The organism is Providencia sp. wls1943 (genome assembly GCF_009706275.1).
Classification (GTDB): domain Bacteria; phylum Pseudomonadota; class Gammaproteobacteria; order Enterobacterales; family Enterobacteriaceae; genus Providencia; species Providencia zhijiangensis.
The window spans coordinates 267265-292791 of the sequence record NZ_WLTU01000016.1 but is presented as its reverse complement, the minus strand read 5'-3'; the positions used below and the strand labels follow the sequence as shown (position 1 = coordinate 292791).

General features: G+C 45.4%; 23 protein-coding genes. 18 read left to right on the top strand and 5 right to left on the bottom strand.

Features of this window, described 5'->3' with window-relative positions; genetic code table 11:
• Window positions 1-9: 9 nt before the first annotated feature.
• On the top strand, window positions 10-1200 hold the full coding sequence (locus tag GKR48_RS07480) for a methionine gamma-lyase (protein ID WP_154627624.1): 1191 nt from the start codon (window positions 10-12) through the stop codon (window positions 1198-1200).
• Window positions 1201-1302: 102 nt separating this feature from the next.
• On the opposite strand, the gene GKR48_RS07475 is transcribed toward GKR48_RS07480, so the two are convergent.
• Window positions 1303-2670: an amino acid permease gene (locus tag GKR48_RS07475; protein WP_154627623.1), complete on the bottom strand. Its 1368-nt coding sequence runs from the start codon at window positions 2668-2670 to the stop codon at window positions 1303-1305.
• 177 nt (window positions 2671-2847) lie between these two features.
• Between GKR48_RS07475 and queE the strand changes: the two genes are divergently transcribed.
• On the top strand, window positions 2848-3519 hold the full coding sequence (gene queE / locus GKR48_RS07470; protein WP_154627622.1) for a 7-carboxy-7-deazaguanine synthase QueE: 672 nt from the start codon (window positions 2848-2850) through the stop codon (window positions 3517-3519).
• Window positions 3520-3572: 53 nt separating this feature from the next.
• Here the strand turns inward: queE and queD are convergent, their stop codons facing one another.
• Entirely contained in the window at window positions 3573-3938 is a 366-nt protein-coding gene (gene queD / locus GKR48_RS07465; protein WP_036955790.1) for a 6-carboxytetrahydropterin synthase QueD, read from the bottom strand.
• Between the two features lie 265 nt (window positions 3939-4203).
• Between queD and cysJ the strand changes: the two genes are divergently transcribed.
• The 15 genes from cysJ (at window position 4204) to rpoS (ending at window position 19681) form a co-directional block, all read left to right on the top strand.
• Window positions 4204-6009 carry an NADPH-dependent assimilatory sulfite reductase flavoprotein subunit gene (cysJ, locus tag GKR48_RS07460; protein WP_154627621.1) on the top strand — a complete coding sequence of 602 codons (1806 nt, stop codon included), beginning with the start codon at window positions 4204-4206 and terminating at the stop codon, window positions 6007-6009.
• Window positions 6009-7754: an assimilatory sulfite reductase (NADPH) hemoprotein subunit gene (gene cysI, locus GKR48_RS07455; protein WP_154627620.1), complete on the top strand. Its 1746-nt coding sequence runs from the start codon at window positions 6009-6011 to the stop codon at window positions 7752-7754. The genes cysJ and cysI overlap by 1 nt, the downstream gene beginning before the upstream one ends.
• Window positions 7751-8485, top strand: a complete 735-nt coding sequence (locus GKR48_RS07450; protein WP_154627619.1) for a phosphoadenylyl-sulfate reductase — start codon at window positions 7751-7753, stop codon at window positions 8483-8485. Before cysI ends, GKR48_RS07450 begins: the two co-directional genes overlap by 4 nt.
• Before the next feature lie 303 nt (window positions 8486-8788).
• Window positions 8789-10201 carry a siroheme synthase CysG gene (gene cysG / locus GKR48_RS07445; protein WP_154627618.1) on the top strand — a complete coding sequence of 471 codons (1413 nt, stop codon included), beginning with the start codon at window positions 8789-8791 and terminating at the stop codon, window positions 10199-10201.
• A 14-nt stretch (window positions 10202-10215) separates the two neighbouring features.
• Window positions 10216-11124 (top strand): sulfate adenylyltransferase subunit CysD, encoded by a 909-nt coding sequence (gene cysD / locus GKR48_RS07440; RefSeq protein WP_036955774.1) that lies wholly within the window; start codon window positions 10216-10218, stop codon window positions 11122-11124.
• Window positions 11125-11148: 24 nt separating this feature from the next.
• Window positions 11149-12591, top strand: coding sequence for a sulfate adenylyltransferase subunit CysN (cysN, locus tag GKR48_RS07435; RefSeq protein WP_154627617.1), 1443 nt, complete (start codon window positions 11149-11151; stop codon window positions 12589-12591).
• Window positions 12592-12595: 4 nt separating this feature from the next.
• The gene (gene cysC, locus GKR48_RS07430) at window positions 12596-13219 is read left to right on the top strand and encodes an adenylyl-sulfate kinase (RefSeq protein ID WP_154627616.1); all 624 of its coding nucleotides are present in this window, start codon (window positions 12596-12598) and stop codon (window positions 13217-13219) included.
• A 159-nt stretch (window positions 13220-13378) separates the two neighbouring features.
• Window positions 13379-13675, top strand: a complete 297-nt coding sequence (gene ftsB, locus GKR48_RS07425) for a cell division protein FtsB (RefSeq protein ID WP_154627615.1) — start codon at window positions 13379-13381, stop codon at window positions 13673-13675.
• Between the two features lie 60 nt (window positions 13676-13735).
• On the top strand, window positions 13736-14464 hold the full coding sequence (ispD, locus tag GKR48_RS07420; protein ID WP_154627614.1) for a 2-C-methyl-D-erythritol 4-phosphate cytidylyltransferase: 729 nt from the start codon (window positions 13736-13738) through the stop codon (window positions 14462-14464).
• A 9-nt stretch (window positions 14465-14473) separates the two neighbouring features.
• Window positions 14474-14986, top strand: a complete 513-nt coding sequence (gene ispF / locus GKR48_RS07415) for a 2-C-methyl-D-erythritol 2,4-cyclodiphosphate synthase (RefSeq protein WP_108478380.1) — start codon at window positions 14474-14476, stop codon at window positions 14984-14986.
• Window positions 14952-16001 (top strand): tRNA pseudouridine(13) synthase TruD, encoded by a 1050-nt coding sequence (truD, locus tag GKR48_RS07410; protein ID WP_154627613.1) that lies wholly within the window; start codon window positions 14952-14954, stop codon window positions 15999-16001. Before ispF ends, truD begins: the two co-directional genes overlap by 35 nt.
• The gene (gene surE / locus GKR48_RS07405; protein WP_154602366.1) at window positions 15979-16740 is read left to right on the top strand and encodes a 5'/3'-nucleotidase SurE; all 762 of its coding nucleotides are present in this window, start codon (window positions 15979-15981) and stop codon (window positions 16738-16740) included. Before truD ends, surE begins: the two co-directional genes overlap by 23 nt.
• Window positions 16737-17363, top strand: a complete 627-nt coding sequence (locus tag GKR48_RS07400) for a protein-L-isoaspartate(D-aspartate) O-methyltransferase (protein ID WP_006659377.1) — start codon at window positions 16737-16739, stop codon at window positions 17361-17363. The genes surE and GKR48_RS07400 overlap by 4 nt, the downstream gene beginning before the upstream one ends.
• Window positions 17364-17578: 215 nt before the next feature.
• Window positions 17579-18643, top strand: coding sequence for a murein hydrolase activator NlpD (nlpD, locus tag GKR48_RS07395; RefSeq protein ID WP_154627612.1), 1065 nt, complete (start codon window positions 17579-17581; stop codon window positions 18641-18643).
• Window positions 18644-18694: 51 nt separating this feature from the next.
• The gene (rpoS, locus tag GKR48_RS07390) at window positions 18695-19681 is read left to right on the top strand and encodes an RNA polymerase sigma factor RpoS (RefSeq protein ID WP_154627611.1); all 987 of its coding nucleotides are present in this window, start codon (window positions 18695-18697) and stop codon (window positions 19679-19681) included.
• A 73-nt stretch (window positions 19682-19754) separates the two neighbouring features.
• Here rpoS and miaE read toward each other — a convergent pair whose 3' ends face one another.
• Together miaE and mutS are read right to left on the bottom strand one after the other, a co-directional pair.
• On the bottom strand, window positions 19755-20519 hold the full coding sequence (gene miaE, locus GKR48_RS07385) for a tRNA isopentenyl-2-thiomethyl-A-37 hydroxylase MiaE (protein ID WP_154627610.1): 765 nt from the start codon (window positions 20517-20519) through the stop codon (window positions 19755-19757).
• Window position 20520: 1 nt separating this feature from the next.
• Complete coding sequence (mutS, locus tag GKR48_RS07380; protein WP_154627609.1) at window positions 20521-23088, bottom strand: DNA mismatch repair protein MutS; 2568 nt, start codon at window positions 23086-23088, stop codon at window positions 20521-20523.
• A gap of 407 nt (window positions 23089-23495) precedes the next feature.
• Between mutS and rlmF the strand changes: the two genes are divergently transcribed.
• Window positions 23496-24461, top strand: coding sequence for a 23S rRNA (adenine(1618)-N(6))-methyltransferase RlmF (gene rlmF, locus GKR48_RS07375; RefSeq protein ID WP_272521363.1), 966 nt, complete (start codon window positions 23496-23498; stop codon window positions 24459-24461).
• A gap of 164 nt (window positions 24462-24625) precedes the next feature.
• On the opposite strand, the gene GKR48_RS07370 is transcribed toward rlmF, so the two are convergent.
• Window positions 24626-25522, bottom strand: coding sequence for a LysR family transcriptional regulator (locus GKR48_RS07370; RefSeq protein WP_154627607.1), 897 nt, complete (start codon window positions 25520-25522; stop codon window positions 24626-24628).
• Between the last annotated feature and the right edge of the window lie 5 nt (window positions 25523-25527).

The following is a 25527-nucleotide window of genomic DNA, read 5'->3' as shown; positions in this document are numbered from 1 at the left end:
GGAGGTGGTATGAGTTTAGATATAAAACGTTCTTTCGAAACACGGGCAATTCATAGTCACTATAATGCACAAGATCATTTAGGTTCATTGGCATCGCCAATTTATCAAACATCGACTTATGTATTTAAAAGTGTCGAAGAGGGCGCTGCCTGTTTTAGTGGTGAAAAAGATGGCTATATTTATACCCGAATTAATAACCCAACATTAAATCTATTGGAAAATAGAATTGCCTCTCTTGAAGAAGGAGAGGCGGCAATTGTGTTCTCGTCAGGAATGGGCGCAATCACTGCCACATTTTGGACATTATTAAATCCGGGTGATGAACTGTTAGTGGACTTAACAGTTTATGGCTGTACTTATGCCTTTTTTCATCATGGGTTGGCTCGATTTGGTGTGAAAATTAAGCACATTGATATGAGTGATCCAGAGAGTGTCGCTCAAGCCATTACGGAAAAAACGCGCATGATATTCTTTGAGTCACCCGCTAACCCGAACATGCGTTTGGTGGATATTGCTGCGGTGAGTGAGATTGCTCATCGACATAATATCTTAGTGGTAGTCGATAACACCTATTGCACGCCGTATATTCAAACACCACTGACATTGGGGGCGGATATTGTACTTCACTCATTGACCAAGTACATGAATGGTCATGGGGATGCTATGGGGGGAGCGGTAGCCACAACGGCAGAGTGCGCAAAACTAATTCGATTAGTTGGTTTGAAAGATATGACGGGGGCATGTTTATCTCCTCATGATGCTAACCTAATTATTCGGGGAATGAAAACTTTGTCTGTTCGTATGGATAGGATAGTCCAGAGCACACAGAAAATTGCGGAATATTTAGAAGTGAACCCAAAAGTCGCTACCATTATGTACCCGGGGTTACCGAGTTTTGAGCAGTATCAATTAGCCCAAAAGCAGATGAAATTAGCCGGAGGCATGATTGCATTTGAGCTAAAAGGGGGGCTGGAAGCAGGCAAGCGGTTCTTAAACTATTTAACGCTGTTCTCTAGGGCGGTGAGTTTGGGAGATTGCGAGTCATTGGCGCAGCATCCTGCCAGTATGACTCATTCGACCTATACACCGGAAGAAAGGCTGCAATACGGGATTAGTGATGGGCTGATTCGACTATCTATTGGCTTAGAAAATGTCGATGAGTTAATTGCAGATATTGAACAGGCGCTTGCGTCAGTGTGATGTAGTAGAACTAACGGCTCCATAAAATCAAAAATCATTAAAAAAACAGCCCTAGATCTGTTCGATGTAGGGCTGTTTTATTGATTTCTTAATGAAAAAGGATCAGCGTTTTTGGTAATAACGCATCGCAAAGAAGGTGATACTGAGTAAAGCCACCCACACAAAGCCCACAATCAACGCCACTTGCGTATCTTTAAAGAAGCCTAATAAAGCGATAACAAACACCATAAATGCGATGGTGATTGCTGGGCCTACAGGCCAGAACGGCACTGGGAATTTCAGTTTTTTGATTTCTTCTTGGCTCATCTTGCGGCGCATTGCCACTTGTGACAGTAAAATCATTAACCAGACCCACACCGTTGCGAAGGTCGCAATTGACGCGATGATCACAAAGATTTTTTCTGGTAACAGGTAGTTCAGGTAAACCCCTAATAACATCACAACGGACATCACCAGCACTGTCACCCATGGCACACCGCTTTTGGTCAGTTTAGTAAAGACTTTCGGTGCTTGCCCATCTTGAGCCATACCATACATCATGCGACCAGCGCCAAAAATATCACTGTTGATAGCGGAAATTGCTGCGGTGATCACTACAATATTCAGGATATTTGCTGCAGATTGAATACCTAAACTATCGAAGATTTGGACAAACGGGCTACCGTTTTGACCGATTTGGTTCCATGGATAGATACACATCAGGATAAACAGCGTTAATCCATAGAATAATAGAATACGGATAGGTACCGCATTGATAGCTTTCGGAATGGTTTTTTCAGGATTTTGCGCTTCACTTGCCGTGATACCAATCACCTCAATACCACCAAAAGCAAACATAACGATTGCGAGAGAGGCAATCACCCCTTCAATGCCATTTGGCATAAAGCCGCCATGATCCCACAAGTTTTGGATGCCGACTTCATGGCTAGTTTCTTGACCAAAACCGTAGATCATCAAGAAGGCACCACCGACAATCATGGCAATAATGGCGCTAACTTTAATAATCGATAGCCAGAATTCCATCTCACCGAAAATCTTAACGTGGCAAAGATTGAGGGCGCTAATAAATAGCACGATACTCAATACCCATACCCATTGGTCGACATGCGGGAACCAGAACCCCATGTACATCCCGAAGGCTGTAATATCGGCTAAACAGACCACCAGCATTTCAAATACGTAGTTCCAGCCTGTTAAAAAGCCCGCTAGAGGCCCCATATAATGGCTTGCGTAGTGAGAGAATGAACCTGGGACTGGATGATGAACTGCCATTTCGCCGAGGGCGCGCATCACCATAAATACGGCGGCACCACCTAACATATAGGCTAATAACACCGCGGGACCAGCTGCCTGAATCGCAGACGCAGAACCGTAGAATAGCCCAGTACCAATCGCTGACCCTAAGGCCATAAAGCGAATGTGCCGGACACTCAGCCCCTTTCTGAGTTGATTTTGTTCACTACTTTGCATGTCTTTTCCTGTCATTGACTTTATTTCGAAATATTGTACCGAATATTGTTTCAGTTTCGTTGTTTGAGTTGACGTACTTTCCTAAACGCAGGGTGACTACATTATCACAAAGTGCATTGCCCGCGAGATAGATATCTGCAATATAATATGCGCCAAATGGAATCTTCTAGGAGCAATATGAAATACCCAATTAATGAAATCTTCCAAACTTTACAGGGGGAAGGTGTTTTTACTGGCGTCCCTGCTGTTTTTATTCGTTTGCAAGGCTGTCCAGTTGGTTGTAGTTGGTGCGATACCAAACAGACCTGGGACAAAGAGCTCGCGAAGGAATCCACATTGGGTGATATTGCATTAAAAACACAAGACAGTGATTTATGGGCAATGTCCGATGCCGAAAGCTTAATCAAACTAATGCAACAAAACGGCTATACCGCAAAACACATTGTGATAACGGGTGGAGAGCCGTGTATTTATGATTTAACAAACTTAACGCAATCCCTTGAAGTGAATGGGTTTCAATGCCAGATTGAAACCAGCGGCACTTACCCAATCATCTGCACTGAAAATACCTGGGTCACTGTCTCACCGAAAGTGGGGATGAAAGGTGGATTGCAAGTACTCGAACAGGCGATTAATCGTGCCAATGAAATCAAACATCCTGTGGCGCGTGAAAAGGATATTGAAGCCCTTGACCAGCTATTATCTTTGCGAACTCAGGGGGAGCCACCGATTGTGGCGCTTCAGCCTATTAGTCAAAAAGTATCAGCGACGAAGCTATGTATTGATACCTGTATCCAACGCAACTGGCGGCTATCCATTCAAACCCATAAATATCTAAATATTCAGTAAACATTATGTCTTTGAGCTGTAGGTGATAACTTACAGCTCAGCACCTATTTGACTTAGGCTTCTCCGCGATACACACAGCCTGCATTGCAGGTTTCTTTAACCGTAATGGCGCTTAATAGTGGTAACAGTGGCTTGGTTTGTTGCCAAATCCAGCGAGCAAGCACTTCACTGGTTGGGTTTTCTAACCCTTCAATCTCATTTAAATAGTGATGGTCTAGACGCTCATAGATAGGTTTAAAGGCGCTTTTCACATCAGCAAAATCCATGATCCATCCCGTATGCGCATCAATTTCACCCGTGATTTCTAAGCGCACCATGAAAGAGTGCCCATGCAGGCGACCACATTTATGCCCCTCGGGTACATGAGGAAGGCGGTGGGCTGCTTCAAAGTGAAAATCTTTGTAGATGGTTGTGCTCATAAATTTCTCCTTACTAATGTTTAGTAGCGTATTCTACTGTTATTTTTACTCAAAATGTCGTTATTTATCGATTTCTGGCTAATCTTTTTATTCGATATTCATCATCGAATATTTTCTTTAGGATTTTTAGCTATTAGTTATGGCTATAGTTTCTTATCTTCCTAGTTATGGCTGTTATAACCTTTATCTTCATTTGGGATAGAGAATGGCATATATAACGTTTTATTGACTATTCAATGATGGATCACGTTGGAGTGACAAAATAATGCAAAACAAGCAACCTCCATTATCAGCATTACCGATTTCGACGGAGCAATTAGGGCGCTTACAAACCGCAGTGGGGGATTATTCATCCCATCAACTGGCTTGGTTATCTGGCTATTTGTGGGGAATGGTGAATCAAAACAGTGCGCAAAGTGAATCTGTTCCTGCAAGCTATACGCCTCAAGAAACCGTGACCATTATTTCAGCCTCCCAAACGGGTAATGCGCGTCGTTTAGCGGAGCAGCTTCGAGAAAAGCTACTGAGTGAGAAAATCAGTGCCAATTTAGTCAATGCTGGCGATTACAAGTTTAAGCAGATCAACCAAGAGAAAGTGGTGATCGTCGTGGCATCCACCCAAGGTGAAGGGGAGCCAGCCGAAGAGGCAGTTGCATTACATAAATATTTGAACTCGAAGAAAGCTCCCGATCTTTCAACCACCCATTATGCGGTTTTTGCACTTGGCGATTCTTCTTATGAGCATTTTTGCCAAGCAGGAAAAGATTTCGATAGCCAGTTTACGAAACTCGGGGCGAGTGCGTTGCTTCCTCGGGTCGATGCGGATGTTGAATATCAAACATTGGCAGACGAGTGGGTAAGCTCTTTGACGCAGATTTTAAAAGCGCGAGTACCTGCTCAGTCAGATAGCCAGCTCATCAATACTCAATCTGGTAGTGTGAATCAGCTCGATTCTTCCCCATACACCAAAACGGCGCCATTAACCGCCTCGCTGTTGAGTAACCAAAAAATCACGGGGCGCGGATCGGACAAAGATGTGCGTCATATTGAAATTGACTTGGGGAATTCCGGCTTACGCTATCAGCCGGGTGATGCTCTTGGTGTGTGGTTTGATAATGACCCCGCGTTAGTGGATGAGCTGATTAGCCTGCTATGGCTACAGGGAGATGAGGACGTATTTATTGGTCAACAGCGCCATTCGCTGCGTGATGCGTTAACTTACCAACTAGAGCTGACCCAAAATACCCATTTGATCGTCGAGAAATACGCTCAGTTATCCAAAGACGATAGCTTATTAGGCTTGATCAGCGATAAGTCTACCATTATGCAGTACGCACAAACCACGCCTATCGTCGATATGGTACGCCAAGCGGCGGCTCAACCAAGTGCCCAAGAGTTTGTGGATTTACTGCGCCCATTAACGCCGCGCTTGTATTCCATTTCTTCTTCACAGGCAGAAGCTACTGATGAAGTCCATGCCACCGTTGGTGTTGTACGCTATGAGATTGATGGACGTCCAAGAACAGGCGGTGCTTCTGGCTTCTTAGCGGATCGTCTCAATGAAGGCGACGAACTGCGGGTATTTATTGAACATAATGATAATTTCCGTCTACCCGCAGACTCAAATACGCCCGTGATTATGATTGGTCCGGGAACAGGTATTGCCCCATTCCGCGCTTTCTTACAGCAACGTGATAACGACGGTAGCCAAGGTAAAAACTGGCTGTTTTTCGGCAATCCGCACTTTGTTGACGATTTCTTATATCAAGTCGAATGGCAGCGTTATGTCAAAAACGGTTTGCTGACCCATATTTCATTAGCGTGGTCGCGGGATCAGGCTGAAAAAGTGTATGTGCAAGACAAATTGCGCGAACAAGGTAGCGAAGTGTGGGACTGGATCCAACAAGGCGCACATATTTATGTGTGTGGGGATGCAAATCGCATGGCGAAAGATGTGGAACAAGCATTATTGGATGTCATCAGCGAGCACGGGCACATGGATGAAGAGCAAGCGGATGACTTTTTAAGTGAGCTGCGTGTGATGCGCCGTTATCAGAGGGACGTTTATTAATGAGCAATGAACATCAAAAAGCTGCACCTCAGCCGGCCTTAGTGGTTGAAGGAAAGCTCGCTGACAGCGAGCGAATGAAGCAGCAAAGTAACTATTTACGAGGCACTATCAAAGACGATCTCAAAAACGGTTTAACAGGCGGTTTTGACGGAGATAATTTCTTGCTGATCCGTTTTCACGGTATGTATCAACAAGATGACAGAGATATTCGCGCAGAGCGAGCTGAGCAAAAGCTAGAGCCGCGTCATGCCATGATGCTGCGTTGTCGTTTACCGGGGGGCATCATTACCCCGAAACAGTGGCTCGATATTGATAAATTTGCCTCTGAGCACACGTTATACGGCAGCATTCGTATTACCAACCGTCAAACATTCCAATTTCACGGTATTCTCAAAGGGGATGTGAAGCCGGCGCACCAAATGCTCAGCCATGTTGGGCTGGATGCGTTAGCTACCGCCAATGACGTAAACCGTAACGTACTGTGTACGTCTAACCCTGTGCAGTCTGAACTGCATCAGCAAGCATATGAATGGGCGAAAAAAATCTCTGAGCATTTGCTACCTCGCACTAGTGCGTATGCTGAGATTTGGTTAGATAAAGAAAAGATTGTGACCACCGATGAAGAGCCGATTTTAGGTCAAACCTATCTTCCTCGGAAATTTAAAACCACCGTGGTGATCCCGCCGCTAAATGATGTTGATCTCCATGCCAATGATATGAACTTTGTGGCGATTGCTGAAAAAGGGCAATTGATCGGTTTCAACGTGCTGGTGGGCGGCGGTTTAGCGATGACCCACGGAGATACCAACACATTCCCACGCCTTGCCAGTGAATTTGGTTTTATTCCCTTAGATAAAACCTTGGCAATTGCTGAAGCGATTGTCACTACGCAGCGGGATTGGGGAAACCGAACTGATCGTAAAAATGCCAAAACCAAATATACCCTTGAGCGCGTTGGGATTGAGGTGTTTAAGGCTGAAGTGGAAAAACGTGCCGGCGTGCAGTTTGAGGCGATTCGCCCTTACCAATTTACGGAGCGTGGCGATCAAATTGGCTGGCTTAAGGGGATTGATAACTGCTGGCATTTAACCTTGTTTGTGGAGAATGGGCGCTTAATCGACTTAGCGGATAAACCGTTAAAAACTGGCGTCGCCGAAATCGCTAAAATCCATAAAGGGGATTTTCGCCTGACGGCCAATCAGAACTTAATTGTGGCGGGGATTGCGGAAGAAGACAAAGCGATAATAGAGAAAATTGCCATTGAGCACGGATTGATGAGCAGTGAAGTGACGCGCCAGCGTGAAAACTCGATGGCGTGTGTCTCTTTCCCAACCTGCCCGTTAGCGATGGCGGAAGCGGAGCGATTTTTGCCGGAGTTCGTCACGCAAGTTGAAAACATCATGGCAGCGCATCACGTGGCGGATGAACATATTGTTTTACGGGTTACGGGCTGCCCAAATGGCTGTGGTCGCGCGATGCTGGCGGAAGTGGGATTGGTGGGTAAAGCCCTCGACCGTTATAACTTGCATTTAGGTGGAAACCGCATCGGTACGCGTATTCCTCGAATGTATAAGGAAAATATCAGCAGCACAGAAATTTTAGCCATCATGGATGAGCTGATTGGTCGCTGGGCCGTTGAGCGTCAACAGAATGAAGGTTTTGGTGACTACCTGATCCGCGCTAACGTCGTGAAGCCGGTACTCAACTCAGCTATCGATTTTTACGAGGTTAAGGAGGCGGTATGAGCCGACTTCAATTAGCGCAAGTTCAGCCGTTAGATAAACAGGCTCAAGTCGCTTATTTAGCGGAATTCAACACGCAACTTGAAGAGATGACCGCGCTAGCCCGCATTGAGTGGGCAGTGGAACATCTTCCGACTGAATTTGTGTTGTCATCAAGCTTTGGCATCCAAGGTGCTTTGGCGCTGCACTTAGTCACGCAAGTGGCGCCAAATATTCCTGTGATTCTGACGGATACGGGTTATCTATTTCCCGAAACGTATCAGTTTATTGAGCAGCTTACGGAACGCCTGAATTTAAACTTGAAAGTGTATCGAGCGGCGACGAGCCCTGCATGGCAAGAAGCCATTCATGGGCAGTTATGGACTCAAGGGATTGAGGGCATTGAGCGGTATAACCAATTGAACAAAGTGGAGCCTATGACGCGGGCGCTGCATGAACTGCAGGCGCAAAGCTGGTTTTCAGGATTAAGGCGGGAACAATCGGCGAGCCGTTCTGAGTTACCCGTACTGAGTATTGGGCGCGGGATCTTTAAAATTCTGCCGGTGATTGATTGGAGTAATAAAGATGTATATCAGTACCTGACCAAACATAATTTACCCTACCATCCATTATGGGAAAAAGGGTATTTATCAGTGGGGGATACCCATACCAGCCGTCCGTGGGAGCCGGGAATGAGCGAAGAACAGACCCGTTTCTTTGGCTTAAAGCGAGAATGCGGGCTGCATGAAAATTAATGCTTTTTAAGAAAACTAAAGACTTCATTTAAATAATTAATTACTTGCATTACTAATAAGTAGAAAGTTAATTTATTTGTGTAATAACAAAGGGATACCTTTATCTAAATTAAGGGTGTCCCTTTATTGTTTATTTATACAAAATCGCGGGAGATAGGCTTAATTTACTGGGTTTTCCTCACTTTATTTAGCTTATGCCTTTCTGTTCCTATTCATGCTTTTTTGTCATTTCAAAGTGACCAATTCAGGCCATATAGTCAATTTCATTGCTCTTATAATTAAAATGTTGGATGGAAGCGATATATGGATTACTTACCCTTATTTGTGAGTGTGCGAGAAAGACAAGTTGTCTTGATTGGCGGCGGTGTGGTCGCGGCACGTAAAGCCGAATTATTATTGAAAGCCCATGCCTCGCTGGTGGTGATTTCCCCTGAACTTTGCGAAAGCTTACAGTTAGCTTATCAACAAAAACAATTGCACTGGGTGCAGCAGCCTTATCAAGCTTATCACCTTGATGATGCTTACTTGGTGATTGCTGCTACGGATGACCAAGCGCTCAATGAGAAAGTTTTTCATGATGCGCAACAGCGCCATATTTTTGTCAATGTGGTGGATGACCAGCCCCTATGTTCCTTTATTGTGCCTTCGATTATCGACCGTTCTCCCATTATGGTGGCGATTTCATCGGGTGGAACCGCACCTGTCTTAGCCAAATTATTACGAGAAAAACTGGAAACCTTGCTGCCGACATCGCTGGGCAAAATGGCGGAAATTGCAGGGCGTTGGCGTGAGCGCGTTAAGCAAAATTTGACTAAGCTCAGTGAGCGTAAACGTTTTTGGGAATTGAGTTTTAGCGGGCGCTTTGCCTCTTTAGTGGAAAGAGGACAACTGGATGATGCCGAGAAGCAGCTTGAGCAACAGTTAGCAACGCCGGATAACCAAGGGGAGCTAACCTTAGTGGGGGCGGGGCCGGGTGATGCGGGGCTATTAACACTCAAAGGGCTGAGAGTACTGCAAAACGCGGATGTGGTGCTGTATGACCATTTAGTGAGCACGGAAATCCTTGACCTTGTTCGCCGTGATGCAGACAAAGTCTGTGTAGGTAAACGAGCAGGAAATCACAGCGTTTCCCAAGAGGAAACCAATCGGTTGATCGTCAACTATGCCCAGCAAGGCAAAAAGGTGGTGCGCTTAAAAGGCGGGGATCCGTTTATTTTTGGTCGTGGTGGTGAAGAGTTGCAAGTTGCTGCCGAGGCTAACATCCCTTTTCAAGTCGTACCTGGCATCACTGCCGCTATTGGTGCGGCGGCTTATGCAGGGATCCCGCTAACCCACAGAGAACACGCGCAGAGTATCACGTTTATTACCGGACATTGCCGACAAGAGGGGGCTGAGTTGGATTGGCAAGCATTAGCACGCGGTCATCAAACACTGGCTATCTACATGGGCACTGTGACAGCTGCCAATATTCGCCAGCAGCTTATTCAATATGGGCGTCATCGAGATACCCCCGTTGCGGTGATTGGTTGTGGGACTCGGCAAAATCAAAAAGTGATTGTGGGGGCTTTGCATGAATTGGAGTCATTGGCTCAGCAAGCGCCAGCCCCTGCATTAATCGTCATTGGTGAAGTGGCGGCATTACATCAACAGCTGGCGTGGTTTGGTCAGCAACCCGAAACCATCCAATGGCGCTCAGCCGTGCTGGAATTGGCTTAATCGAGGAGTAAATCGTGAACGAAAAAAAATTAACCCACTTACAGCAATTAGAAGCGGAAAGTATTCATATTATTCGTGAAGTGGCGGCGGAATTTGCGAATCCCGTGATGCTCTATTCCATTGGTAAGGACTCATCCGTGATGCTGCATTTGGCTCGAAAAGCGTTCTATCCTGGCACGATCCCTTTCCCGTTGCTGCATGTGGATACTGGATGGAAATTTCGTGAAATGTACCAGTTCCGTGATGAGACGGCGAAAAAATACGGTTTTGAATTATTGATCCACCGAAATCCTGAAGGGGAGCGTCTCGGCATCAACCCGTTTGTTCATGGTAGCGCAAAACATACCGACATCATGAAAACCGAAGGATTAAAGCAGGCGTTAGATAAATATGGTTTTGATGCTGCGTTCGGTGGGGCTAGGCGTGATGAAGAAAAATCACGCGCAAAAGAACGAATTTATTCATTCCGTGACCGCTCGCATCGCTGGGATCCGAAAAACCAACGACCGGAGCTTTGGCACAATTACAACGGACAAATTAATAAAGGGGAAAGCATCCGCGTTTTCCCGCTATCCAATTGGACTGAACTGGATATTTGGCAATATATCTACTTGGAAAACATCGACATTGTCCCACTCTATTTTGCAGATGAACGCCCTGTGATTGAACGAGATGGCACCTTAATCATGGTGGATGATGGGCGCATAGAGCTAAAAGCGGGAGAGGTTATTGCCAAGAAAAAAGTCCGATTTCGCACATTAGGCTGCTGGCCATTGACGGGAGCTGTGCCGTCGAATGCCAGCACGCTACCGGAAATTATCGAAGAGATGTTGCTATCCACCACCAGTGAACGCCAAGGGCGTTTGATTGATAGTGACCAATCGGCCTCTATGGAGCTGAAAAAGCGCCAAGGCTATTTTTAATTAATCGGTGAGGAGAGCAACATCATGGCTGAATTCGTGTATAACGACGCAATGGCGCATCAAATTCAACAGCAAGGTGGCGTGGAAGCTTACTTGCAGGCTCAGCAACATAAGGGGTTATTGCGGTTTCTCACCTGCGGTAACGTGGATGATGGGAAAAGTACCTTGATTGGGCGCTTGCTGCATGATACTCAACAAATCTACCAAGACCAATTATCCGTTTTACAAAGCGACAGTAAGCGAATTGGCACTCAAGGTGAGAAATTAGATCTGGCTTTGCTGGTGGATGGATTAGCCGCTGAACGTGAACAGGGGATCACCATCGATGTGGCATATCGCTATTTTTCGACGGAAAAACGCAAGTTTATCATCGCGGATACTCCTGGACATGAACAATATACCCGCAATATGGCGACAGGCGCATCAACGTGCTCGTTATCTATTTTGCTGATCGATGCTCGAAAAGGCATTCAAGAGCAAACGCGACGCCACAGTTTTATTAGTACGTTGCTGGGGATCCGCCACTTGATCGTCGCGGTGAATAAAATGGATCTGGTGGATTATAGTCAGTCCGTGTTTGAGAAAATACAGCAAGATTACCAGCAATTTGCTCAGCAACTTCCGGTCGATTTAAACGTCTGGTTTGTGCCGATTTCGGCACTGGATGGGGATAATATCGTCTCTCCAAGCGAGAATTTGCCGTGGTATCAAGGGGAAACGCTATTGTCGTTGCTGGAAACGGTGAAAGTCACTCAGACGGTCGCTAAGCAGCCGTTACGCTTCCCAGTGCAATATGTGAATCGCCCAAACTTAGATTTTCGTGGCTACAGTGGCACCGTATCATCGGGGGTTATACAGGTAGGGCAACGAGTGAAAGTACTACCTTCAGGAAACGTTTCAACCATCAAAGAGATTGTGACATTTTCCGGTAACCCGACTTCAGCCATTGCGGGTGAGGCGATTACTATAGTACTGAACGATGAAATTGATATCAGTCGTGGCGATTTAATTGTCGCTGAAAACGAAGAGTTACTTGCTAGCCAGCACGCCTTAGTGGATGTGGTGTGGATGTCAGAGCAGCCTCTGGTGCAAGGGCAACAAGTGGATATTAAAGTGGCAGGTAAGCGCAGCCGAGGCAAAGCTGAAAACATTCAATATCAAGTGGATGTGAATAATTTAACTCAGAAAGTGGCCACGGAGCTGCCATTGAATGGCATCGGTTTGGTGGAATTTTCATTCGATGAGCCGTTACTACTGGAAAATTACCAAAATAATGGAGATACCGGTGGGATGATTTTAATTGATAGGCTAACCAACGTAACGGTAGGGGCAGGGCTAGTTCGAGAAGCGCAAGCTGAAGAAACGGTGCACCGTGGTGAGTTTAGCCAATTCGAAATTGAACTTAACCAACTAATCCGCCGCCACTTCCCTCATTGGGGTGCTCGTGATGTGCTAGGTGGGAAGTAACGTTATGGATACACTGAAAAATGGCCTATCGGAGAATATTGTTTGGCATTCCCATAATGTGACTCGGCAATGGCGAGAGCAGCACAATGGTCACAAAGGCGCGGTGCTGTGGTTTACGGGGTTATCGGGGTCCGGAAAGTCCACTTTGGCGGGGGCGATAGAGACACAATTGGCGAGCTTAGAGATCAAAACTTATCTTCTTGATGGGGATAATGTTCGTCATGGATTATGTCGTGACCTCGGGTTTAGTGACGCAGATCGACAGGAAAATATTCGGCGGATTGGCGAGGTTGCCAAGTTAATGGTGGATGCGGGGCTGATTGTGGCTACGGCGTTTATTTCGCCCTATCAAGAAGATAGACAGCGAGTTCGCGAACTATTTGAGCCCGATCAGTTCTATGAGCTGTATGTGGATACGCCTATTGAGGTTTGTGAAAAGAGAGATCCCAAAGGGTTATATCAGCAAGCACGAGCAGGAAAAATTACCCATTTCACGGGGATTGATTCGCCTTATCAACCACCACAAAATCCAGAATTACACCTTGATGGTCTGCGCCCTATCCATGATTCTTTAGCGCAGGTGATTCAACTGCTGCAACAGCGAAATATCATTTCTATAGCAAATTGATTTTACTTAAATATCATCCTTTTCTACATTTATAGGGAATTGGATGATATTTAATTTCTTCTAGCGCGAACAATTCTGACTTTTTTAGACAATATTTGCATCGCAGTAGCGTCACGCGCTCAGTTATGGGATGATTAGCAAATCATTTCAGGGGGCAAGATGGGTAAATTAACGCTACTATTAATTGCGATATTAGCTTGGTTACAATATTCCTTATGGTTAGGCAAAAATGGCATCCATGACTATGTCAAAGTCAAGGATGATGTTGCTGCGCAGGAAATTGTGAATACGCGTTTAAAACAGCGTAATGAGCAGCTATTTGCAGAAATCAATGACTTGAATGATGGTCAGGATGCAATTGAAGAGCGCGCACGTAGCGAGCTAGGCATGTTAAAGCCTGGGGAATCATTCTATCGAATGGTCAAAGATCGTAATAATCCACCGTCATCTCAATAATCATCGTGTAGGGTAGACCACACCCAAGAGCCTGATAATTTCTGATGTAAGATTCGAATCATGATAAATCCAAGAATATCCAGCGCAGTACCGATTGTTGCGCTGATACCCGCTGCGGGAGTGGGCAGTCGTATGAATGCGGATTGCCCAAAGCAATATTTGTCGGTCGCAGGGAAAACCATTATTGAGCACACCATTGACGCCTTATTGCGTAGTGGAGACGTACAAAAAATCGTGGTTGCATTAAGTGCCGAAGATGATTATTTCCATCACCTCGATATAGCCAAAGACCCTCGCGTCATCACAGTTATCGGGGGGAAAGAGCGTGCAGATTCAGTATTATCAGGATTAAACTATCTGGTTTCGCAACCTGAGTATGATGATGCTTGGGTATTGGTGCATGATGCGGCGCGTCCATGTCTGCATTTAGATGATTTAAATACTATTATTCAATTAGCTACTCAGAATGATTGTTGTGGGGGCATACTGGCGGCTCCAGTTCGAGATACGATGAAGCGGGGCGTGGAGGGAACGCAAAGTATTTCCCATACTGTTGAGCGAGAAGCGCTCTGGCATGCCTTAACACCGCAGTTTTTCCCATTAGTATTACTACGTGACTGTTTAGATAAAGCATTGAAAGAAAATGCAGTAATCACGGATGAGGCTTCCGCACTTGAGCATTGCGGTTATCAACCGATATTAGTATCGGGACGAGCTGATAACCTTAAGGTGACGCGGCCAGAGGACTTGGCGCTGGCGGAATTTTATCTTTCAAGAATGAAATCATAAGGAAAAAAAATGAGAATCGGACACGGTTTTGATGTGCATAAGTTTGGCGGAGAAGGCCCTATCGTTATTGGTGGCGTTCGCATTCCTTACGAACAAGGTCTTATCGCACATTCGGATGGTGATGTGGTCTTACACGCGCTGACAGACGCCATTTTAGGTGCTGCAGCACTTGGGGATATCGGAAAATTATTCCCAGATACTGACCCTGCTTATAAAGGCGCGGATAGCCGAGTATTACTCAGAGAAGCCTTTTGCCAAGTACGTAAAAAAGGGTATTTAATTGGCAATATCGACGTCACTATCATGGCGCAAGCACCAAAAATGTTGCCGCATATCCCACAAATGCGCGTGAATATCGCCGAAGATCTCGAATGCCACATGGACGACGTCAATGTGAAAGCAACCACCACAGAACAATTGGGTTTTGTGGGGCGAAAAGAAGGGATTGCTTGCGCCGCTGTGGTTTTACTTATCAAAGATAATAGTAATGAAAGTTATGAATGTTCAGTACCTGCATGGTAAACCCCTCTCTTCAGGGACATTAAAAAGTATTCCTGAGGATTTCGTGGTGAAAGAAGATTTGGGTTTTGAGCTTGATGGTGAAGGCGAACACGTTATGGTTCGCGTCGAAAAAACAGGCTGCAATACATTATTTGTTGCGGAACAACTGGCAAAGTTTGCTAAAATTTCAGCAAGAGCAGTCAGTTATGCGGGACTAAAAGACAGGCATGCGGTGACGGAGCAGTGGTTCTGTCTGCAAATGCCGGGTAAAGACACGCCCGATTTTTCGGCTTGGCAGCTTGAAGGGTGCCGTGTGTTAGCGGTCACTCGCCAGAAACGTAAATTACGCATTGGTTCCTTAAAAGGGAATCAATTCGAAGTGACATTGCGGGATATTACGGACGCCGATGATGTAGAACAACGCCTACAAAAAGTGGCTGATTTAGGTGTTCCGAACTATTTTGGCGAACAACGTTTTGGTCGAGATGGGCAAAACTTGGTTCAAGCTCGCCGCTGGGCAAATCAAGAAATTACAGTACGTGAACGAAATAAACGCAGTTTTTATCTCTCTGCCGCGCGAAGTGCTATGTTTAATGATATCGCCAGTGCGAGAATTGCGAATAATACGGCGCAGCACGCGATGTTGGGAGATGCCTTGCAACTCACAGGGAGAGGAAGTTGGTTTGTGGCGACGGCAGAAGAGTTAGACTCTCTGCAAGCGCGTTTACAATCTGCTGAGTTAAGTGTGACAGCGCCGCTTCCTGGGGATGGCGATTTAGGCACTCAAAATGATGCCTTAGCTTTCGAGACTCACTGTTTACAAGATTATCAGCCATTTATGGCACTAATGAAAAGTGAGCGAGTTTCTCCAGCGAGACGAGCTGTACTGGTTAAGCCGCAAAATCTGCAATGGCAGTGGCTAGACTCGTCAACCGTAAAGCTGTGCTTTTTCCTGAATTCAGGCAGCTTTGCCACGAGTGTTGTACGCGAAATTATTAATCAGGATTGTATTGATGCTGAACATATTATTGAGTAACGATGATGGCGTATCGGCGCCGGGGATTCAAACTCTGGCAGCGGCATTGCGCCAACATTATCATGTGCAGGTGATTGCACCCGATCGCAACCGTAGTGGTGCTTCAAATGCATTAACCTTGGATAGACCATTAAAAATCCAAACATTAAGTAATGGTGATCTCGCTGTACAAGAAGGCACTCCAACGGATTGTGTGTATATCGGGGTGAATAAAGTTGTGCGTCCTCGCCCTGATATTGTGGTGTCTGGAATCAACTGTGGCCCAAATCTCGGGGACGATGTGATTTATTCTGGTACCGTTGCGGCGGCAACAGAAGGACGTCACTTAGGTTTACCGTCTATTGCGGTTTCATTGGATGGCGATGTGCATTATGAAACGGCGGCCAAGGTAACGTGCGATATCCTCACTATGCTGCAAAAAAATCCATTGCGTGCGGGCAATATCTTGAATATCAATGTGCCAGATATTCCTTATGAGGAGCTAAAAGGAATTAAAGTTACCCGCTGTGGCAGCCGTCATGCGGCATCTGAGGTTTATAATCTAGAAGATCCTCGCGGTAATATGCTGTATTGGTTAGGGCCGGTTGGGGAAATTCGTGATGCAGGCCCGGGTACGGATTTTGAAGCGGTACAAAATGGCTATGTTTCGATAACGCCGTTACAAGTGGATTTAACGTCTTATAAAACTCAGGCTGTATTAGAAGAGTGGCTAGATAAGTCAGGAGTGAAGGCAAAATGAAAATTGGGCTCATGAAAGAACTGCTGGCACAGTTGCGCCAACAGGGAATTCACGATGAGCGCCTATTAGACGCGCTCGCGCTAGTTCCTCGCGAACGGTTTGTTGACGAAGCGCTCTCTCATAAAGCCTACGATAATATCCCATTACCAATTGGTCATGGACAGACCATTTCACAGCCGTATATTGTTGCAAAAATGACTGCATTATTGGCGGTCAAACCGACGGATCATGTGCTGGAGATTGGCACGGGATCTGGGTATCAAACGGCGGTTTTGGCTCATCTTTGCGAGCATGTGTATTCAGTCGAAAGAGTTAAAAGCTTGCAGTGGACGGCAAAACGTCGCTTTAAGTTGTTAGATTTACATAATATTTCTACTCGCCACGGTGATGGCTGGGAAGGCTGGCAATCGAAAGGCCCTTTTGATGGGATCATTGTTACCGCCGCACCTAGCGAAATTCCGTCATTGTTACTTAAGCAGTTAAAAGACGGTGGGCGCCTCGTGCTCCCTGTCGGTGACAAAGATCAGGCTCTGAAATTAATTACCCGTCGCGGTAATGACTATCACACTAATGTGATTGAAAAAGTGCGTTTTGTCCCTCTTGTTGCTGGCGATTTGAGCTAATAACCCTTTAAGTTATTTTGAATTAATGGGTTATTTCGCTCAAACTGTTAAGTGATAATCTCAATTTGTTATACTTTTGATACATTTAACTTGTCCATTATTTTATATTTCTGCTTTAATAAGCGAAATATTTTAAGATACTAATATTCAATAAGCATTAATTGCATTCTAACCCTTTAGTATCAGGTCAGATTTTTCTTCACGGGAGAAGAAATATGAAAATTGTTAGCCCAATAAACAGAATTCGATGGGCGGTTATCTTTTCATTTAGCGGTGCTTTATTAGCAGGATGCTCAACGCCTTATCATCCCGCAGCACCGATTTCGAGTGTGAATGATGGAGGTTCATCTAGCCAACAATCCGCACCAAGAACGGTGCCGAATCCTCCGTCCAATACTGGAATGAGCACGGCGATGCCTTCGGACAGACCTAATTTGTCGTCTAATAGTTCGATGGGAAATAATACCTCTAGACCTGTTTCAACCAGCAGCGATGGACGTATTGTTTATAACCGAGACTATGGCCGCATTTCTAAAGGAAGTTATAACGGAAATACCTACACCGTTCAGCGCGGTGATACTCTGTTCTATATCGCCTATATAACGGGTAATGATTTCCGTGAGTTAGCATCGAAAAATAACATTTCTGAACCATACAGCCTGAATGTAGGTCAGGTGATAAATATTGGTAATACAAATGTGAGCTCGATCACACAAACTGCGTCAAATAGTCAACAGCGCCCGGTTGATATTCAACCAACTAATGGGTATCCTGAAAATAGTAGCGGGCAGAATTCAGGTAAGATGTTGCCGAATAACAAGAAACCAGCCTCAACGGTTTCAACGACAACAGCGAGCCCAACCACTACGACTGCAACAGCAACAACAGGAAGTAGCACCAATAATTCGTCAATTAAATGGCGTTGGCCAGCTGATGGGAAGATGATTGAAGGCTTCTCTGATGCGCAAGGTGGAAACAAAGGTGTTGATATTGCTGGTTCTCGCGGTCAATCTGTTATTGCAGCTGCTCCTGGTAAAGTCGTATATGCTGGCAATGCACTGCGCGGATATGGAAATCTCATAATAATAAAACATAATGATGACTACTTAAGTGCCTACGCACATAACGATACGTTACTTGTGCGTGACCAACAGGATGTTGCTGAAGGTCAAAAAATAGCCACTATGGGTAGCACCGGAACAAGTTCTGTTCGTTTGCATTTTGAAATTCGTTATAAGGGAAAATCAGTAAACCCGTTGCGTTATTTACCGCAGCGATAAACTGGGCGGAGTGACACATTCCGTCCTCATTATCTTGGGTCGGAGTCACTGATGAGCCAAAGTTCGCTGAAAGTTAACGAGTTGTATAATGATCTCGATGAAAATGCGATGGATGAAGCATTTGATGAGAGTCAATTCAAAGAAGAGGATCTAGTTTCAGAACTGGATGAAGAAACGGAATTACTCCAAAGCGTGAGTCAACGCGTTTTGGACGCAACCCAAATTTATCTCAGTGAAATTGGATTCTCTCCACTCCTCACCGCAGAGGAAGAAGTTTTCTATGCTCGCAGAGCCCTTCGGGGAGATGTAGCATCGCGTCAGCGCATGATAGAAAGCAACCTTCGCTTAGTGGTAAAAATATCTCGCCGTTATAACAACCGAGGTCTTGCCTTACTCGATTTGATCGAAGAAGGAAATCTCGGGTTGATTCGTGCAGTTGAAAAGTTTGATCCCGAAAAAGGCTTCCGTTTTTCAACGTATGCGACTTGGTGGATCCGTCAAACGATTGAACGCGCTATCATGAATCAAACCCGAACAATCCGCCTACCGATTCATATCGTCAAAGAACTCAATATTTACCTTCGTACCGCCCGTGAACTTGCTCAAAAGCTCGATCACGAGCCAAGTCCTGAAGAGATAGCTGAGCAATTAGATAAACCTGTTGAAGATGTCAGCCGAATGCTACGTTTAAATGAGCGTATTACATCGGTTGATACGCCTATCGCAGGCGATTCTGAGAAGTCACTGCTGGAAGTATTATCGGATGATAATGATTCAGGACCTGAAAACACTATCCAAGATAACAACTTAAAAGAAAATATCGTTAAGTGGTTATATGAACTCAATCCGAAGCAACGTGAAGTTTTAGCGCGCCGTTTTGGTTTGTTGGGATATGAAGCGGAAACTCTGGAAGAGGTTGGGCGCGAAATTGGGCTCACTCGTGAAAGAGTTCGTCAAATTCAGGTAGAAGGTTTAAGGCGTTTAAAAGATATTTTACAAGGTGAAGATTTAACGCTGGAAGCGTTATTCAATATGTAATCTGCCGTGTTAAAACACATGAAGCCCCTGTTGTCGTTGATAACAGGGGCTTTTCTTTTTAGTTGCTGTGGAATTAATTAATCGGTACGCCGCTGTGGAACTTAAAGTCCTCGTCAGGCATTAAAATCAACTTAGCCTCAACTTCCCCATAAAAACGCACACGCTCAGTGATATCTGTTTTACTAATCAACTGAGCAAGTTGCAGATAATCCTGATAATGGCGCGCCTCTGAACGCAGTAATGAGGTATAAAAATTGGCAAGTTGCTCATCCAAGTGTGGCGCCAATTTAGCAAACCGCTCGCAAGAGCGCGCTTCAATATAAGCCCCAATAATGAGCTTATCTACCAAAGTTTTCGGATCATGAGGGTCTAAATGACTGAATAACCCTTTCGCGTAGCGACCTGCGGTGATCCCATCATACGCAATGTCCCGCTGATGCATAATCTCTAGCACTTGGTAAAAATGGTGCAATTCTTCTTTGATTAACAACACCATTTTATCAATCAAATCTTGGCTATATGGAGACTGTTTTTTCGCTAGGATCTGTTTTGATATTTGGTTCTTATTTTTCAATGTGTGAACATCACCAATGCGATCATACGCAAAGGCTTCATAGGGTTGGAACCACTCTAATAAAATCGCCGCACTTTCTTTATCTACTGCATATTTGCGAATTAAAAACATGGCACTTTGCGCGGCTTTTAATTCACACAGCAGATGATCCTTCAAAATCGTTGGTAAATTCTCTGACTGACTGGCTTTGTGGATCCACGCATCGGGCGTTTCACACTGCAAAAATTGTTTAATTGGCGCTAGTAATTCAGCGTACTCATCCATGCTACTTATCCATTTCCTTTAAACGATATAACCAATCAAGGGCTTGGCGCGGAGTTAGTTTGTCAGGGTCGATTTCCTCTAAAGCGGCTAATACTGGGGATGGTTCTTCTTCCACAGTCCCTAAGAAGCTCAGCTGAGCGCTATCCACATGACTCGCATTGGCATTATTGGAGATAACTTCCAGCTCTTTGAGTTTTTGCTTCGCGCGTTTGATCACTTCTTTTGGAACTCCAGCTAGTGAAGCCACGGCTAAACCGTAACTCTTGCTTGCTGCGCCATCTTGCACATTATGCATAAAGGCGATGGTATCACCGTGTTCAATCGCATCGAGGTGAATATTGACCGCACCTTCCAGCTTTTCCGGTAAGGTGGTTAATTCAAAATAGTGAGTTGCAAATAAGGTCATCGCTTTGATGCGATTAACTAAGTTTTCAGCACATGCCCACGCTAAAGAAAGTCCATCATAGGTAGATGTACCGCGACCAATTTCATCCATCAACACTAAGCTGTGTTCAGTGGCATTATGCAGAATATTCGCAGTTTCAGTCATCTCTACCATGAAGGTTGATCGTCCTGAAGCGAGATCATCGGATGCACCGACGCGCGTAAAAATACGATCAATAGGCCCAATGACGGCTTTACTGGCTGGCACAAAACTCCCGATATAAGCCAGTAAGGTGATCAGGGCAGTTTGGCGCATATAGGTACTTTTACCGCCCATATTGGGGCCTGTAATGATCAGCAAGCGGCGTTGTGGAGAAAGAGACAGCGGGTTAGAAATAAAAGGCTCACTAAGCACTTGCTCGACAACAGGGTGACGACCTTCAGTAATTTGAATACCGGGCTTGTCTGTTAATTGAGGACAGGCATAACCGAGGGTGTCTGCACGCTCTGCGAGAGTGGAAAGGACATCCAACTCAGCCAGCGCTTCGGCACTGGTTTGTAACGCGGCTAAATGTGGTAGCAGCATATCGAACAGTTCATCATACAAGGCTTTTTCGATAGCGAGCGCTTTGCCTTTTGATGTCAGTACTTTATCTTCATACTCTTTCAATTCAGGGATAATGTAGCGCTCCGCATTTTTCAGCGTTTGGCGACGAACATAATGAATTGGCGTGAGGTGGCTTTGTCCACGACTCACTTGAATGTAGTAACCATGTACCGCGTTATAGCCTACTTTTAGGGTATCGATACCCAGTTTTTCACGCTCACGAATTTCTAAGCGATCGAGGTAATCTGTTGCACCGTCTGCCAGCGCTCGCCATTCATCGAGTTCGCTGTTGTAACCTGGGGCAATGACGCCACCATCACGAACTAAAACTGGAGGAGCATCAACAATCGCTTTTTCGAGCAAGCTTTGCAGCTCATCGAATTGACCAATGCGTTGCGTTAGTGCAGCCAGGTAGCCGCAATCTGATTGCGCTAGAATTTGGTGAATATCATGATATTGCTGGAATGCATGGCGCATACGCGTTAAGTCGCGAGGGCGCGCTGAGCGTAATGCGAGACGAGCGAGTACACGTTCTAAATCACCAATCTGGCGAAGGAACGGTTGTAGCTCAAAGCCGTATTGTTGCAGTGCACCAATGGCTTGCTGGCGGTTGTTCAACACGGTGAGGTTACGCAATGGGGTATGAAGCCAGCGTTTTAGCATACGGCTTCCCATTGGGGTGACACACTTGTCCAAAATCGCGGCAAGGGTGTTTTCGGTGCCCCCAGCAAGGTTTTGGGTTAGCTCTAAATTTCGGCGAGTTGCAGCATCTAAAATTACATTATCTTGTTGTTTTTCCATGATAATGCTACGGATGTGCGGTAATGCAGTTCGCTGAGTATCTTTTACATATTGCAGCAAACAACCTGCCGCGCGTAAGGCTTTGTGGGCATTTTCAACGCCAAACCCGATTAAATCTTTGGTGCCAAATTGCAGGTTTAATTGCTGTTTTGCCGTGTCTAATTCATATTCCCATAATGGGCGGCGGCGTAAGCCTTTATTCAGTTCAATCAATGACATGCTCGCGAAATCTTCAGGATAAAGTAATTCCGCTGGGCGGGTACGCTGAAGCTCGGCTTTTAATGACTCTTCATCATCAATTTCACTGATGATAAAGCGACCGGATGTGATATCTAAGGTCGCAAAACCATAGCCTTGAGATTCTTGCCATACCGCTGCCAGTAAGTTGTCTTGGCGTTCATTGAGTAAGGCTTCATCGGTGATGGTACCCGGTGTTACGATACGTACCACTTGGCGCTCAACAGGGCCTTTACTGGTGGCAGGATCTCCAATTTGCTCGCAAATGGCGACAGATTCTCCCATCTGTACCAATCGGGCTAAATAGTTTTCGGCTGCATGGTGAGGAACGCCCGCCATCGGGATAGGTTGACCGGCAGATTGACCACGCTTGGTGAGAGAAATATCCAGTAACTGAGAGGCTTTTTTAGCATCATCAAAGAACAGTTCGTAAAAATCCCCCATACGATAAAACAGCAAAATATCGGGATGTTGAGCTTTGAGTTTTAAGTACTGCTGCATCATCGGCGTATGGGATTCGAAACTTTGATTTTCTGTCATGTTTTTAACTTGTTGAATATTTGATGTATTTATGGGCTTTTGACTTTCGGCGTAAACGCTATTTTATCTTGTTGTTAGGGTGAATTCGCGGAAAGCTGAAAGGGCGTTTGCGACCCTCATAGTAGCCCAGTTAAGGGAAAACTTGTACTGCTAATAACGGGGAATTTACCTCGCAATGTTATTACGTGATGAGTTGAGTTACATGAGTGGGAACAGTTACGCCAATTAGGTTGATGCCCGGTCACGGAGCTAAAAGAATAAAAGTAATATAAAAAGCAGGGTATTCTGGCGTAAACTCTGAATGCAGGCTTAATACGGTTTTATCCCGAGCCGTTAGCTGCAACTTGAAAGCTCTAGGGTATATGGTATCGTACGCGTCAGAAATACCTTTAAGAGAGCCCGTCACGGTGGAAAAAAAGAAAACCTTCCCGCAGCAGAAAAGCGGCTTGCACCCGCGTAACCGTCATCGCTCGCGCTATGATTTCCCGGCCCTGATCGCCAGTTGCCCTGCACTGGAGCCGTTCGTCAAACCGAACGCCTGGGGCGACATCTCGGTAGATTTTGCGGATCCTACGGCGGTTAAAATGCTCAACCGTGCGTTGCTGCAACATTTTTATGGCATCGAACACTGGGACATTCCCGCCGGTTATCTATGCCCACCGATCCCCGGTCGTGCCGACTATTTACACCATCTTGCTGACTTGCTGGCGACCAGCAACGGCGGTGAGATCCCTCGTGGTAAAGGCGTGGCTATCCTTGATGTGGGCGTTGGTGCCAACTGTATTTATCCGATCATTGGTCTGCGTGAATACGGCTGGCGTTTTACCGGTTCGGAGGTTGAACCAGTATCACTGAATGCGGCCAAAATGATCGTGGAGATGAATCCGACGCTGAGAAACGGCGTGCGTCTGCGTTTGCAAAAACAACCTGAATCTATTTTGAACGGCATCATCGGCGTGGCGGAGAAATTTGATGCCACACTGTGTAATCCACCGTTCCATAGCTCTGAACAGGAAGCACAAGCCAGCACCCGCCGCAAACTGCACAAGTTGGGTAAAGGTGAGGTAGCCGACACGCCGGTACAGAACTTTGGTGGCAAAAATAAAGAGCTATGGTGTGAAGGCGGTGAAGAAGCCTTTGTACGTAAAATGGTAGAGGAGAGCGTTAGTCTAGCGCAAAACTGCCTGTGGTTTACCTCGTTGATTTCTAAAAGCACGACACTGCCTTCGATTTATCATGCATTGAAGCTGGTGGGTGCGGCCGAAGTCCGTACCATTGAAATGGCGCAGGGGCAAAAAATCAGTCGCTTCGTGGCCTGGACTTTCCACGACGCACAACAGCAGGCCGCCTGGGCAGCAGAACGCTGGCGTTAATTTCTCTGGTGTCGGTTATTTAACTGGCACCGATAAAATTTCGCATTTCTTTTTCAATTTCTGCATGTTGCGTTATTCTCAACATATCTTCCTAAAACAAGCTTGTCTAACTTAAAAGTGTCTATCAAGTCGATGGCTATTCAGTTGTAACTCATTATAATTGTTCATAATGATGAAGGTATATTCAACATTTTCAGCGCTAACTTGATCCATGCCGTAGCCCGACGACTTGGATGGGATTCTTTCAACGTTGCTAGAGCCAGCTCATAAGCTAGAACAGGCTCCGTCACTGGAATAATGGAAAGCCCCTCAATATGATTCTTTTTCCACATACTTTCAGGGAGTAAGGTGATACCAACTCCTGCGCGCACCATCGCCATCACAAGATCTAAATGCCCACTGCGTCCTGCAATAATTGGTTTTTTGCCATAGATCCCGCACGCACTAACAACTAGCTCATTAATTCGAAAGCTATCTTGAAAAAAGATAAATGGCTCATTCAGAAGTTCTGCAAACTTAACGCTATTTTGAATGGCTAATGGGTGTTTTTCATTCACGAGTAGCATCAATCGGTCAGTAGCAAATCGATATAAATTAAATCGTTGTTCGTCAAATGGAGACATTACCGCTGCCGTTTCTACATCTCCTTTGAGCATGGCATTCATCATATGGTTTGAACTTAATTCAATGATCTGCAATTCGACTTGTGGATATTTCTGACTAAATGCCATGATGATATCGGCAAAATAGGTTGAAGCGATGACAGGGGGTAAACCGACCTTTAAGACCCCTATGAGTGGGCCTGATTTATCTTTTAATGCGTTATTAAGACTGTCGAATTGCGCCAAAATTTGCTGAGCATGGCGGAATAAAATCTCACCATCATCGGTAAGTTTCACGCCGTCGGTTTCGCGGAGCAGTAGGGTTACTTCAAGCTCTTGTTCTAATTTTTGAATGCTGCGGCTGATTGCTGGCTGGGTGACGTATAATTTATCCGCTGCTCGGCTAAAGTTATTTTGTTGTACTACTTCGACAAAATAGCGTAATCCTCGAATGTCCATCGTGA